The sequence below is a fragment of the Pontibacter deserti genome (assembly GCF_023630255.1).
Taxonomy (GTDB): domain Bacteria; phylum Bacteroidota; class Bacteroidia; order Cytophagales; family Hymenobacteraceae; genus Pontibacter; species Pontibacter deserti.
In genome coordinates, this window is the sequence record NZ_JALPRS010000001.1 from 1,053,539 (window position 1) to 1,068,100 (window position 14,562).

Sequence of the window (14,562 nt, forward strand, 5' to 3'; positions counted from 1 at the left end):
TTATTGGTGTTGCGGCAGGAGAGGTCGCCAAAAATTGTTAACTTTGACTGAAGTGGCACGTACAGTTCGCCATTTATACTTTACTTGATATCAAAACGATTAAGCCTGGTTAAGCCAGGCCGTTTTATGAACATACTATGAAGATAGCGTACAAAATAGCACTGGCTTCGGTACTGGCAGGTGGCTCGCATGTGGTGGTAGCCCAGAATACGCAGGTATTTACGGCCAAAGACAAATACTTCCATGAGGGGTTAGAACTTTTTGATCGTGCCAAGTATGGCGCTGCCCAGGAAGCCTTCCGCAAGTATATTGAGCTGATCGGAGACGATGCAAAAACGGCAGATGCGCAATATTATTACGCGCTGAGTGGTTTATACCTGCTACACCCGGACGCTGAACAGCTTATACTTAACTTTGCTAAAAATTACCCGGCTCACCCCAAAACAGCCCTGGCTAATTATGAACTTGGCCTGTACTACTTTGAGCAGAAGGACTATAAGAAAGTAGTAGATCTGCTAAAGCAGGCACCAACACATCTTTTAAGTATAAAACAAAACAAAGAGCTGGAATTTAAGCTGGGTTATTCTTATTTCGCTACTAAGGATTTTGCGAACGCTAAAATATACTTTGATAAAAACAAAACGAACGGCTTCAGAGAAGAAGAGCATCGTTTTGCTTATGCATCAAACTATTATTCGGGCTATATTTCTTACCGCAACGGTGATTATGCTGCTGCCAAAGCAGACCTGAAAATTGCTGAAAAGAATGAAGCATACGCGCAGATCGTGCCTTACATGATCACTGAGATCCTGTATAAGGAAAACGATGTGTATGAAGTTATTCGTTACGGTGAAGCCTCCCTTGCACGCACCCCGAAAGTTCAGCAGTCTGACGAGATTGCGCTTTTAGTTGGAGATGCCTACTACCAGCGTGCCGATTATAAAACTGCTGACAAATACTTTAACCAGTATGCGCAGGGCAAAAAGTCGCTTGACCCTGTAGTGCAGTATAAAATTGCCTATACCGACTATAAGAACAATAACTATAAAGATGCTATTGTTAATTTTAAAGCGGTAGCGCTTAAAAAAGATGCACTTGGCCAGAATGCAGCTTATTATTTAGGTTTATCCTACCTGCGCGAAAACAACAAGCAATTTGCATTAACAGCTTTTGACCAGGCCCGCAAAAACGACCACGACAAAGATGTAACAGAAGCATCGACACTTAAATATGCTCAGGTAAACTATGAACTGGGTAACTATAGAGAAGTAATTAATTCACTTACCAGCTTCAGTAAAGATTACCCGGACTCTGACCAGGCAGCTGAAGCAGACGACTTATTAAGCGAAGCATATTTCAGCTCTAACAACTATCCGGAGGCAATCCGCCACATAGAGAGCATGCCGAAAAAGAGCTGGAAAATACTGCAGACGTACCAGCGCGTTACCTACTATCATGGCGTAAATCTGTTTAACGAAGCTAAATTTCCTGCTGCCGTTGCGATGCTTGATAAGTCGTTGCAGTACCCTTATGATAAAGAAGTAACAGCCGCCAGCCACTTTGTAAAAGGCGAAGCCTATTCTGTTGGCCAGCGCTACGACGATGCCATTAACAGCTATGCTGCCGTATTCCGTAACACAACTGCTGGTAAATCAGATTATTACCTGAAGTCGCGCTATGGCATCGGCTATGCATACTATAACACCAAACAGTACGACAAAGCATTGCCTCATTTCCGTGAGTTTGTGAACGGCACTAAACCAAGTAACCCGAATCACTACGATGCCATGCTGCGCCTTGCCGATCTGTACTATGTAAGCAAAAACTATAAGCAGGCAGAAGATCTGTACGAGAAAGTAATTGCTTCTAACTCACCGGATAAAGATTATGCCTACTTCCAGCGTGGGGTATTGGCAGGTATAAATGGTAATAAAGCCCAGGCAGAGCAGAGCCTGAAAAAAGTACTGAACGAGTTCCCGCAATCGCGTTATGCCGATGATGCTCAGTACCAGGCTGCCGTACTTGATTTTGAAGCTGGTAACTATGGCCCGGCTGTGGAAGGATTCACACAACTGATAAACTCTGGTTCTTCAAGCAAATTGTTGCCTAACGCACTTCATAAACGCGGGCAGGCATATGCTAACCAGGGCAAGCACAATGAAGCTATTCAGGATTACAAACGCGTACTGGATGATTTTCCGACCTCTAAGATAGCAAGCGGTGCGCTTTATAGTTTACAGGAATCGCTGGCTGCCCAGAACCGAAGTGAAGAATTTGACGCATACCTGGCAAAGTATAAGTCCAATAACCCGGAAAGTACAGCTCTAGAAAGCATTGAATTTGAAGCTGCTAAAACGCTATACTTCAACGAGAAATATGAGCAGGCAATAACTAAACTGGAAGCTTATTTAACTGCTTATCCGAAGAGCCCATATGTAAGTGATGCCCGCTACTTCCTGGCAGATTCATACCTGAAGAAGGATAACCAACAGGCTGGCTTACAGCGCATGAAAGAAGTAATTGCCGAAAACAAATCGGAATACGTTAACCGTGCGATACAAAAAGTTGCTGATATCGAGTTTGCTGCTAAAAACTATACAGAAGCTATAAAATACTATAGCCGCCTGCGCGATGTGGCTGCTAACCGCAAAGAGCAGCAGAATGCACTGACCGGTCTGATGATGAGCTACTATAACACCAACGATTATGCAAACAGCAAGCGTATAGCCAGCGAACTGATAAGCCAGGGGAATGCAGCGATCAATGCTTATAATACAGCCATGCTTTACAGAGGTAAGTCAACGTACGCTCAGGGTGACCTGGCGCAGGCACTGAAGGAACTCCGTGAAACAGCAGGTGCGGCATCGGATGTACATGGCGCTGAAGCTCAATACCTGGTTGCTGAGATTCTGTATAAGCAGAAGAAGTATAAAGAGTCGCTGGATGAAGCATTTGCCTTTAATAATAAGTTCTCGAGCCATGATTACTGGCTGGGTAAATCGTTCCTGATAATTGCTGATAACTACACCGCCCAGAATGAACTGTTCCAGGCTAAAGCAACCTTAAATTCTATTATCGAAGGCTCTCCTGTAGCAGAGATAGTGGAAGAAGCGAAGCAGAAACTGGAGAAGCTAAATGGTGGTAGCGGCAATGATACCACCAAAGTGAACAATGGTGGTGAGCAGGAGCAGAAGTAACATACAGTATAAGACAGAGAAGCATCAAAATGAAGAATAAGATAAGAAAAGCATCGCTGGCCATTGTGTTGTGTGTTGGCTACGCATTTATGAATTCGGCCCATGCTCAGAACAACGGCTGGGGCGAAGGAGCAAAGCTGGAAGATGCTGAAGTAGTAGTAGAAAAGAACCGTGTAATTGAGCTGCCTAATGCAGCCCGTAACTTCGAGAAATTTAAAGTTGAACCACCAACCGTAGCAGATAAAACAATCCGTTACCGCTTTACCGACTATCGCTTGCCAGAGCAGGATATAGAACTGCAGATGCGCGTGCTAACTATAAAGCAGGACGAGCTGACCAAATTATATGGCAACTACCTGAAGGCAGGCTTTGGAAACTATGCTACTTTATACTTAAAAGGTTATTTCCATAACAAGCGTTCTGAAACAGCATCTTATGGTGCAGAGGTTAGCCATGTTGGATCAGCACGTGGCCCGGAAGTACAGGGTCAGTCGGCGGTTTCGAATAGCAGCATTGGTTTGCATGGAGAGCGCTATTTGCCGGGCTTTACCATTGGTGGCCGGCTAGGCTATGAGCGAGACAAGAACCATTTCTATGGGTATGCTCCAGCACTGAAAGATGAAGTAGACAAAGATACAACTAAGCAGATATTTAACAGGATCAATGCGAACGGTTATATCCATAACCAGACGTCAGATTCGCCGGTGTTGTACAAGGCAGGAATAAAGCTAAATTACCTGAACGACCGCTTTGACATGAGCGAAGCCAACGTTGCCCTGAATCTGAATTCAGAATATACTATCGATACGCTTTCAGGATTCAGAGTAGATGCTGACTTGTCGTTCGTATCACATAAAGATTCGAGCAGTGTATCTCGCCCTTTCTTTAAACTTAATCCAAGCTACGAGCGCCAGTTTGGAGTTGCCCGCATAATGCTGGGGGCTAATGTAGCCTATACTGGGGATGAAGTAAATGATGCGCGCAAGTTCAATATCTATCCTCAGATAAGATTAGGGTTAGAGCCTATAGAAGATAACCTGCTGATCTATTTCGGTTTAGGTGGTGATTTGCAAAGAGTTACTTTATATGAACTAACAAAAGAGAATCCTTGGATCGCTCCTAAGGTAGAAGTAGCTGATATTAATAAAGGTCTGGAAGTATATGGAGGTTTTTCGGCTAACTTATCCAACTATGTGCACCTGACCGGGCGTGTAGCTTACCAAAATTACCGTAACCTATACTTCTACAACAACTCCAGAGCTGATTCTACCAAGTTTGACCTGGTTTATGACGATGGCGTAACAAATGTTTTAAATATTTATTCGGAGGCAGTTTTCGATTATATCGATGAAGTCCGCCTTGGTTTAAAGCTTGATTATAACAAGTATAACACAGCATCATTAGACCAACCCTTCCACCGTCCGGATCTGATGGCGAGTGTTTTTGCGACCTATAACTTCTACGATAAGATTCTCTTTAATTCAGAACTTTACTATATTGGGAGTTCATTCGGACGTGTGTACAGACCAGATGGTTCTTTTGTAACACGCGAGACGGACAACATTATAGATCTTAACCTGAAAGCGGATTACAAGTTTACGAATACCTTTACTGTATTCCTGATGGCCAATAATTTATTGGGCAACAAATACGAAAGGTTTGTAAATTACCCCGTGAAGAGTATAAACGTGATAGGAGGCGTTACCTATTCATTCTAGTAACCTATGGTAGCAAAGCACATTAAGTCCTTGCTCTATGACCACGACTGTGTCATCATCCCGGGATTTGGCGGGCTGATAACCCGTTACGTACCGGCCGTGGTACACCCGGTAAAACATACCATTACACCACCTTCCAAACGGGTGGCTTTTAATGAGAAGCTGATCTTAACAGATGGCCTGCTCATCAACACAATTGCTTACCATAACAGCATATCGGCTGTTGAGGCGCAGCAGTTAGTGGCAGCATTTGTTAATCAGGCAAACGAAAAACTTAAAACCGATAATCGCTTTGAACTAAGTGATATTGGTATTTTCCGTTATAATGCCGCCCATCGCCTTGAGTTTGAATACAGGGAAAGCGATAACCTGCTGGAAGCAAGCTTCGGTTTACCGGAGATAACTGCAAGACCGGTTAGAGCAGAAGAATCTGTAGTACTGCGCACCTTACTGAAAGACCGTGAACCGGCACAAGCACAACAAGGCAATAAATTTAAACGCCGCCTGCGCAGAGCTTATAGTGCAGCTGCTGGTCTTGTAATTGCCGGCCTTACCGGCTCAGCATTATACTTGTTATCTATACAGACAGAGTATAACCTTAGTAGTCTTAATCCTATCACCTTATTTACCTCGGGTACGTTTGGCAATCAAACCATGCCTGCCACACGCTATACTTCAGATTACTTACCACTTTCTTTAACTGAACGCCAGTTAGCGTATCAGGAAGTTTTACGTTCTACTGAGTTTGGTATAGCTGATCTGCCATTACTTGAAGAACAAAATATAGCTGATGAAGTTAACATAGTTGACACTGTTGCTTTAAATGCGCTTGCTGAACCTGAAATAAATCAGGAAGTTATAGTTGAAGAGCCTGCTGAGCCAGTGCTTACAATTAATGAAAGAACCGGTCGTTTTTATATCATTACCGGTGGTTATGCCCGCATGCAGAATGCTGAGGCTGGCCGCGACGAAGTAAGAGAGAACGGCCACGATGGCAAAGTGCTTACACCATTAAAAGGCAGCAGATTATTCCGCGTATCCGTAGCTGATTTTGCTACTGCCGAAGAAGCACAGGCTGCCATGAACGAATACAGAAAAACATACGGAAACTCAATCTGGGTACTCAATAACTAACATGACATCACTCTTATTACAAATTACTACCGGTGCACCAGCCGATACTACTGCTCTTGCAGAAGGTACCGCAGCTGCAGCTGATACATCCGTTTCTCTTATTGATCTGGCCATGTCAGGCGGATGGGCCATGTATCCGTTGGCTATACTTTCGCTGGCTGCCGTTTATATTTTTGTAGAGCGTTATTTAACGCTTAAAAAAGCAGCCAAAAACCCTGAAGGTTTTAACGACCGCATTAAAAGCATGGTATTGGCTGGCGATATAAATGGAGCTAAAATGCTGTGTGCACAAACTAATACGCCTGTTGCCCGCATGCTTTCTAAAGGTATAAGCCGCATCGGTAACCCACTTAAAAACATTGAAACTTCTATTGAGAACGTAGGAAAGATCGAGATTAGCCGCCTGGAGCGTAACCTGGCCGGTCTGGCAACTATAGCAGGTGCTGCTCCGATGCTAGGCTTCCTGGGTACTGTAACCGGTATGATTCAGGCATTCATCGCAATTGCTCAGGCCGAAGGTTCTATCAGCCCGAAATTACTTTCTGGTGGTATCTATGAAGCGATGGTAACGACAGCTGCTGGTCTTATTATTGGTCTTCCGGCATATGTTGGATATAACTACCTGGTTGGCCGTATTGATAACATTGTGCATTCCATGGAATATTCGTCTATTGAGTTCCTTGATCTGTTACAAGAACCACAACTATAAGCATGAATTTACGCTCAAAAAACAGGATAAACGCAGAATTCAGTATGTCGTCTATGACGGACATCATTTTCCTGCTGCTTATCTTTTTTATGCTTACTTCTAACTTCGTTACACCTTCGGGTTTGCCGGTTAGTTTGCCTTCCAGCAAAACATCCAACATCGTAATGCAGAAAATTAGCGTTACTATAACAGGTGACTTAAAGTATTACTTGAATGAACAACCGATTGCCCTTGCTGACATCGAACCACAATTGGCAGCACTTTTGCAGGAAACTCAGGAGGGGGAAGGTGTTGTTGTGTTACATGTAGACAAAACAGTGCCTGTAGAGCACTTAGCTCGCGTGGCCGGTATTGCTGCCAACCTGAAAGCAAAAGTAACACTGGCCACGTTGCCAGAATAAGTATAAAATAAATTATGTCAGTAGCCTTATCACAGGAAGAAAAGAAGAATGAGCGTATTGCCGCAGGCGTAAGCGTGGCAGTGCACATACTTCTGCTTTTGCTTCTGATTTACGTAATGGCCTGGCGCGCTCCCGATCCGCCTGCCGCAGAACTGGGTATTGAGCTTAATTTCGGGATGGATAACGTAGGAAGTGGGGATATACAAACTACGGCTACTCCAAACGAGTCGAAGAACGTGGAAGACAGCAAACCTGCGCCTACTCAACCTGATGCTCGTCCGGAACCAAAACCAACCGTTACGCCAACACCGCCACAGCCTGTAGAAACGCCCAAAGTGCAGACTACAACTGCGGATGCACCTGTTTCAGTTAAAGAGGATGTAAAGCCACAGCCTAAGCCGCAACCAAAAGAGGAAGTGGTAAAAAAAGAGCCTGAAAAACCAAAAGCGTTGTACCCGGGCAAACCTACTACCAGTACTGGAACCGGTAAAAGCGGTACATCAAACGAAGCGACTGGTAACAATAACGGCGATAACCCGGGCACAGTAGGCGACAAAGGCTCACCGGATGGTAAACTGGATGCCAAAGCCCTTTATGGTAAATCTGGTGGTGGTGCAGGTGGTTCGTTAAACATGGCCGGATGGGGCTGGGGAGATATACCGAAACCACGCGATAACTCAAGCGAAACCGGTAAAGTAGTAATTAAAATCACCATTAACCCGGATGGTACTGTAGAGAATGCAAGAGTTGTGGAATCTACGGTATCTGCGCAAGTGGCAGAGATATATCGTATGGAGGTATTTAAGAAAGCAACTTTCGTGCGCCTGGGCGGCAATGATGATTATGGAAAAGGAGCCACAGGCTTTATAACTTATACAATCAAAACCAGATAGCCTATCTTAATGACCTATCAGGAAGTTTTAGATTACCTATACCAGCAATTGCCGATGTTTCAACGCATCGGCAATGTTGCTTTTAAGAAGAGCCTCGACAATATTATTGCTCTTTGTGATGCGATGGGGAACCCGCAGCATACCTTTAAAACAGTACATGTTGGCGGCACCAATGGCAAGGGCAGTAGCTCTCATATGCTGGCAGCTATACTTCAGGAGGCTGGTTATAAAACAGGGCTTTATACTTCGCCACACCTTAAATCCTTTACAGAACGTGTTCGCATTAACGGTGTAGAGTTGCCAGAGCAATACCTGATCGACTTTGTAGAGAAGTATAAGTCGCTGTTCGAAGAGGTGCAGCCATCCTTCTTTGAAATGACGGTGGCGCTGGCATTTAAATATTTTGCTGATGAGCGGGTTGATGTAGCAGTAATTGAAGTAGGTTTGGGCGGCAGACTGGATTCTACAAATATAATTACCCCGGAAGCTTCTCTTATCACCAATATTGGTTTCGATCACCAAAATCTGCTGGGCGATACATTGCACGCCATAGCTTCAGAAAAGGCAGGTATCATTAAACCGGGCATTCCGGCAACTATAAGCCTTAAACAGCCTGAAATTGAAGATGTATTTAAGGCAAAAGCAGCAGAGGTTAAGGCACCTTTATACTTTGCTACTGACAACTATCAGGTAGTACTTAAGAGCCATACGTTAGAGCAACAGGTATTTGATGTATACAGGCAAGACCAATTATACTTATCTGATCTGAAGCTTGACCTGACCGGAATTTACCAGCGCTACAACCTGCCGGGCGTGTTGCAAACCATAACTATACTTTCAGAGCATGGCTTTAATATATCAGAAGTTGCGATAAGAAACGGACTGGCAACTACCAAGCAACTGACTGGGCTGAAGGGGAGATGGCAGGTGTTGGGTAATCATCCCTTAACTATTTGTGACACTGGTCATAATGTGGATGGAATTAATCAGATACTTACACAGTTACATAGCCTGCAGCCAAAGCAGGTGCACTTTGTGTTCGGGGCAGTTAACGATAAAGATGTTACTACCATACTTGAGATGCTTCCGAAGAGTTATACCTACTATTTTTGTCAGGCAAGTATACCAAGAGCATTGCCTGTTACTGAATTACAGCAAAAGGCCGAAAGCGTTGGTTTACAAGGCAAAGGTTATACATCGGTGGCAGATGCTGTTCAGGCTGCAAAGGAAAATGCTGCTCCGGATGAGGTTATTTTTATTGGCGGCAGTACCTTTGTAGTGGCAGAGATTGAAGAACTATAAATAATGGGAAGATCTAAATTAGCGAAATTCGCAACGATAGCTGAACGCGACAACGTGGTGCAGGATGGCGATGAGAAGTATGGGAAGCTGGCCGGTAAGTGGCGTTCAGAGCACTTTAGCAACAATAACCCGATTATATTGGAGATTGGCTGTGGCCGGGGAGAGTATACCGTAGGTATGGCCCGTCTGCATCCTGAAAAGAATTTTATAGGCGTTGATATCAAAGGAAATCGTATCTGGAAGGGGAGTTCTTTGGCTGTTGAAGAAGGGCTGGAGAATGTAGCGTTCCTGCGCACATTCATCGAAACTGTTTCAGATCATTTTGCTGAAGGCGAAGTGGATGAGATCTGGATCACTTTTCCAGACCCACGCCCGAAAGACCGTGACATAAAGCGTCGCCTTACTTCGCCTCGTTTCCAGGAAATGTATAGCTACATGCTGAAGCGTGATGGCATTATTCACCTTAAAACCGACAACCAACCGCTGTTTGATTATACTTTAGAAGTGTTACAGGATCGAAAAATAAAGCACTTGGTATCTACAACGGATCTTTATACTTCGGACCTGCAGGAACATACTATGGGAATATATACAACCTATGAAAAGCGTTACCTGGCCGAAGGTATAGCTATCAAATACCTGCAATACAAACCGGTTAAGGAAGTTTAGGAAGTAAGAGTTTGTGAGTTAAAGAAGTAAGAAGTGATTTTATAGTTTGAACAAAAAACGTAAAACAAACAGAAAAGCCCGCTCAATTTATACTTGGGCGGGCTTTTCTGTTTGTAGTTAAAGTATACTTCTTAAACTTACTAAACTCCTAGTCTTCCAATTCTTCAAATATTTCCTGTAATTCGTCGAAGTTCTTGTAGCCCGGACGAATTTCCTGACCGCCTTGTAAGCCAATACCTGTTGGTTTTATCTTTTTGATGATATGGCTTACGTTGTCTTTCTGGAGTCCGAAACCGATATAAACCTGGTGTTTCTTAGCTACTTCACGTAACAGCTTTTCATTGGTCTCATCAATGCTGTTAAAGTCAGTCGAGTAAATAATGAAGCTATCTACGTAAGGGCTGTACAGGTCCATCATCTCCAGCAACTCGCTTTCTACAGTATCTTTATTGATGAAAACTTTTTGAATCACCGGGCGATTGATCTCTTCAATCTCATCGATCAGGTAAGGCGTATCCAGCTGTATCAAGTCAAGGTTAAATTCTTCCGCCATCTCGTTTATGATATCAGGCTTGGCTCTTTCAAACTCACCAGCCAGTTTCACGCCCGATACCCAACCCGCAATTTCTTTCAGGGTTTGCGGCTGCACGCGCTCCGGGTCGTCCAGTTTCAGGTTAAAACCTATTACATCTACACCCATGCCAGCACAGTAGCGTGCATCGCTCAGGTTGTTTACTCCATTTACTATTACTGAGGTACGTAAGCCCATATAAAGTTATACTTAAACAATAAGTGCAATTCCTTGTTATACTTTCAACTGCCAAAGTAAGCCCGATTCAGTTTTTAATGCCACATTTTTTTAACTTTTTTAGCATACGATGCTATTACAGCTAATGGCACGACTCCAATATTCGCTCCCCTGAAATCTTTATTACTCCCTGGTTGTTGCTATATTTGTATCAAAATTTAAAGAAGTAGTATTTTTAGTACCTTACATACATGAGTAAATTAGGAAGGGTTTTAGTTGCCATGAGCGGCGGTATCGATAGTTCTGTAGCAGCAGTAATGTTACACGAGCAAGGATACGAAGTGGTTGGTATGACCATGAAAACCTGGGATTATGCCTCAAGCGGCGGTAACAAAAAAGAAACTGGCTGCTGCTCCCTTGATTCTATCAACGATGCCCGTAACATAGCGGTACAATTAGGTTTCCCGCATTATATTATTGATATCCGTGAAGAGTTTGGCGATTTTGTGATCAATCATTTTACAGATGAATACCTGGCCGGTCGTACACCTAACCCATGTGTGCTTTGCAATACGCACATTAAATGGGATGCCTTGCTTCGTCGTGCTGACCAGTTGGGCTGCGATTTTATAGCAACAGGGCATTATGCCAAGATTCGGGAAGAAAATGGCCGTTATGTGATCTCTAAAGGCCTGGATGAGAACAAAGATCAGTCTTATGCGTTATGGGGAATTTCTCAGAAAAGCTTAAGTCGTACTATTTTCCCGTTAGGTGGTTTACGTAAATCAGAAATTCGCCAGATGGCCATGGACCGTGGTTTTACCGAACTTGTAAACAAACCTGAGTCTTACGAAATCTGCTTTATACCTGACAACGATTACCGTGGCTTCCTGAAACGCCGTATTGAAGGCCTGGAAGAGCAGGTTGCCGGTGGCGAATTTGTGCTGGAAGATGGTACAGTAGTAGGCAAGCATGAAGGTTATCCGTTTTATACGATAGGTCAGCGTAAAGGCCTTGGGGTAGCGCTGGGTTTTCCGGCATATGTTACCCGCATCGAAAAAGACCTGAACCGTGTGGTATTAGGTAACTTTGAAGATCTGGCTAAAAACGCCATGACAGTGGGTAAACTGAACATGGTGAAGTATGAGAACTTGATTGACAGGCCAATACCAACTATAACTAAGGTACGTTATAACGACCCGGGTACTGATGCGATCATTGAACAGGAAGGAGATAAAATGAAAGTTCATTTCCTGCACGGCGTTCACGCGATTGCTCCTGGTCAGGCTGCCGTATTCTATGAAGGCGATGATGTAGTTGGTGGCGGATGGATTGAAACGAACTATAACCTCGACTATACTTTAGACGTTCTCCCATCATGATAAAAAAATTGTTGTGCTGGTTTGTACTCGCTTTCGTTGTAGTTAGCTGCGACGAAAGCGATGTTACACCTGATCCGGTTGCCCGTGGCCTCAACTTTTATCCGTTAGAGGTAGGCGATTATAAGATCTACGATGTAACTGACATACATTACCAGAACAACAAGCCAACAGAAACCCGCTTCCAGATGCGTGAGTGGGTAGCCGATTCTTTTCTGGATCAGACAAACACCCTCACTTATAAAATTATCCGCTCTGTAAGGCCAAATGCTGAAAGCGTATGGGTGGATGATTCTGTAATGGTTGTAACCAAGAACAACAGCAGCGTTATACTTACTAAGGATAACACAAAGTATGTAAAGCTGGTATTCCCGGTAAAAAATGGCAAAACCTGGGAGGCTGATGCATTCAACAATAATTATGTGAATGACGATGAGCGGGAGAAACATACCTATGCAGGCCTTGATCAGCCTTATACCTTAGATGAACTGGTATATGATAGCACTGTTACAGTTATTCAGGGCGAACCGCTGAATACCGTAATTAACTTTGATGACCGTAAAGAAGTATATGCCCGGGGTATCGGTAAAATTTACCGCTTGTTTAACCGCAAGGTTTTTGATACCTGTGATACCGAAGAATGCCCTGACGAAGGGGAGGATTATATTCTGGACGGTCATGAGCGCCACGAAGTACTGATCGAGTACGGTAAACTATAAACCATTATGCAAAAGCTGTTACTGCTTACGCTGCTTTATTTTTGCTTTGGCATGCTGCATGCCCGGCAGACTGATGAGCCTAAGAAGTACCTGATTTACCTTGCAGATAAAAACAATACCCCTTATTCTATTCAACATCCGGAGCAATTTTTAAGCACAAAATCTATTGCCCGCCGACTACGCCAGCAAATACCGGTTACAACCAGAGATCTGCCTGTAGACCCAGCCTATGTACAAAGTATAAAAAGCAAAGGAATTGAAGTATGGTATACTTCCCGCTGGTTTAATGCAGTTGTCATACGGGCTACGCAAACGCAGCTCACCGAAATTAACTCACTGCCTTTCATAAAAGGTACCAGAGCCCTGAACCGGCTGTCATCTTCCTCAGAAAAAGCAGTAACAAGTATAAAGTATGATCTTAGGGTAACATCTGAAGCTACCGGACCTTCCCTGGAAGATAAAGACTACGGAAAGACATTTCATCAGGCAGAGATGTTAGGTGTTACTGATCTGCACGAAGCTGGTTTTCATGGAGAAGGAATGACCATAGCCGTTTTTGATGCGGGATTTCCTGCTGTAAACTCAATTCCTGCTTTTGCGCACCTTTTTCAGGAAAACCGAATAGCAGGTACCTATGATTTTGTTGAGAAAAAGAAGAACGCTTTTAGTGCTAATTCGCATGGTACTATGGTGCTCTCGACAATGGCAGCGTATGCTCCCGGTTTAATGATCGGAACAGCTTACAAAGCAAACTACCTGCTGCTACGTACCGAAGATGCCGCTACCGAACATAACATAGAAGAAGTAAACTGGTTGCTTGCTGCTGAGTACGCCGATAGTGCCGGAGCCGATGTGATCAACTCCTCTCTTGGTTATTCTGTATTTGATGCTCCATCCGTAAGTTATACTTACGACCAGATGGATGGGAACACAGCTATAGTTACGAAAGCTGCCGACTTTGCTGCTGCCACTGGTATGTTAGTAGTAGTAAGTGCCGGAAACGAAGGTAATAAAGCCTGGCAATACGTTACCGCACCTGCCGATGCCGATTCTGTACTCACCGTTGGTGCTGTTGATTCGCTGGGTACAGTTGCTTCGTTCAGTTCCCGTGGGCCAGCTGCAGATGGCAGAATCAAACCTGATGTAGTAGCAATGGGAGCCAGTGTTTATGTTCTTAATACAGCTGGCAATATTGTCAAGAGCAATGGTACTTCTTTTTCCGGGCCAATCATGGCTGGTTTTGCAGCTTCCCTGTGGCAGGCTTATCAAACCCGGTCCAATTATGAGATCATCCAGTTTATCCGTCAGCTAGGGCATCTTTCCGGAGCTCCGAACAACACACTTGGGTATGGCATTCCTAACTATAGCCGTACCGTTACCGGATTACCCACACCAGGCAGCAACAATGGAGTGATGGTAGTAAACCCGGTAACCGGTAATGAACTCGTGCTATTATTATCTGAGCCCTGGACAAATCAACGAGCGGAACTACAGCTACTGGATACAACAGGAAAGTTAATCCTGAAGAAACAGTTGCAACCTAACCTAGAACGGCAAACCCTGGATTTGCAGCCACTGGCGCTTCAGAAAGGCGTTTACCTTTGCCGCATAAGTTCCGGTAAACAGATTACTACCGTACGGTTCGTTAAATTATAGGGTTTATACTTGCCCATGTAGTCAAGTATAAATTTAA

Annotated in this window: 12 protein-coding genes; 11 read left to right on the top strand and 1 reads right to left on the bottom strand. The window is 44.0% G+C overall.

Annotated features, from left to right (window positions below; all coding sequences use genetic code 11):
- Nucleotides 1-137: 137 nt before the first annotated feature.
- From MJ612_RS04530 to trmB, 8 genes are read left to right on the top strand one after another with little or no spacing between them, the layout of a single operon-like run.
- Nucleotides 138-3,197: a tetratricopeptide repeat protein gene (locus MJ612_RS04530; RefSeq protein WP_187029848.1), complete on the top strand. Its 3,060-nt coding sequence runs from the start codon at nucleotides 138-140 to the stop codon at nucleotides 3,195-3,197.
- Nucleotides 3,198-3,226: 29 nt separating this feature from the next.
- Nucleotides 3,227-4,915 (top strand): TonB-dependent receptor, encoded by a 1,689-nt coding sequence (locus tag MJ612_RS04535; RefSeq protein WP_187029850.1) that lies wholly within the window; start codon nucleotides 3,227-3,229, stop codon nucleotides 4,913-4,915.
- A gap of 6 nt (nucleotides 4,916-4,921) precedes the next feature.
- The gene (locus MJ612_RS04540; protein ID WP_187029852.1) at nucleotides 4,922-6,049 is read left to right on the top strand and encodes an HU domain-containing protein; all 1,128 of its coding nucleotides are present in this window, start codon (nucleotides 4,922-4,924) and stop codon (nucleotides 6,047-6,049) included.
- Nucleotide 6,050: 1 nt separating this feature from the next.
- Nucleotides 6,051-6,758 (top strand): MotA/TolQ/ExbB proton channel family protein, encoded by a 708-nt coding sequence (locus MJ612_RS04545; protein WP_250419052.1) that lies wholly within the window; start codon nucleotides 6,051-6,053, stop codon nucleotides 6,756-6,758.
- 2 nt (nucleotides 6,759-6,760) lie between these two features.
- Entirely contained in the window at nucleotides 6,761-7,159 is a 399-nt protein-coding gene (locus MJ612_RS04550; RefSeq protein WP_187029854.1) for an ExbD/TolR family protein, read from the top strand.
- Nucleotides 7,160-7,173: 14 nt separating this feature from the next.
- The gene (locus MJ612_RS04555; protein WP_187029855.1) at nucleotides 7,174-8,052 is read left to right on the top strand and encodes a TonB family protein; all 879 of its coding nucleotides are present in this window, start codon (nucleotides 7,174-7,176) and stop codon (nucleotides 8,050-8,052) included.
- A 9-nt stretch (nucleotides 8,053-8,061) separates the two neighbouring features.
- A complete protein-coding gene (locus tag MJ612_RS04560; RefSeq protein WP_187029857.1) occupies nucleotides 8,062-9,354 on the top strand; it encodes a bifunctional folylpolyglutamate synthase/dihydrofolate synthase in 1,293 nt (430 codons plus the stop codon).
- Nucleotides 9,355-9,357: 3 nt separating this feature from the next.
- Nucleotides 9,358-10,023: a tRNA (guanosine(46)-N7)-methyltransferase TrmB gene (gene trmB / locus MJ612_RS04565; RefSeq protein WP_187029859.1), complete on the top strand. Its 666-nt coding sequence runs from the start codon at nucleotides 9,358-9,360 to the stop codon at nucleotides 10,021-10,023.
- A gap of 148 nt (nucleotides 10,024-10,171) precedes the next feature.
- Here trmB and trpF read toward each other — a convergent pair whose 3' ends face one another.
- On the bottom strand, nucleotides 10,172-10,792 hold the full coding sequence (trpF, locus tag MJ612_RS04570) for a phosphoribosylanthranilate isomerase (RefSeq protein WP_187029862.1): 621 nt from the start codon (nucleotides 10,790-10,792) through the stop codon (nucleotides 10,172-10,174).
- Between the two features lie 230 nt (nucleotides 10,793-11,022).
- Between trpF and mnmA the strand changes: the two genes are divergently transcribed.
- The 3 genes from mnmA to MJ612_RS04585 are packed head-to-tail and all read left to right on the top strand — an operon-like array spanning nucleotide 11,023 to nucleotide 14,525.
- The gene (gene mnmA / locus MJ612_RS04575) at nucleotides 11,023-12,153 is read left to right on the top strand and encodes a tRNA 2-thiouridine(34) synthase MnmA (protein WP_187029864.1); all 1,131 of its coding nucleotides are present in this window, start codon (nucleotides 11,023-11,025) and stop codon (nucleotides 12,151-12,153) included.
- A complete protein-coding gene (locus MJ612_RS04580; RefSeq protein WP_187029866.1) occupies nucleotides 12,150-12,869 on the top strand; it encodes a hypothetical protein in 720 nt (239 codons plus the stop codon). The genes mnmA and MJ612_RS04580 overlap by 4 nt, the downstream gene beginning before the upstream one ends.
- Before the next feature lie 6 nt (nucleotides 12,870-12,875).
- A complete protein-coding gene (locus tag MJ612_RS04585) occupies nucleotides 12,876-14,525 on the top strand; it encodes a S8 family serine peptidase (protein WP_187029868.1) in 1,650 nt (549 codons plus the stop codon).
- Nucleotides 14,526-14,562: the final 37 nt, after the last annotated feature.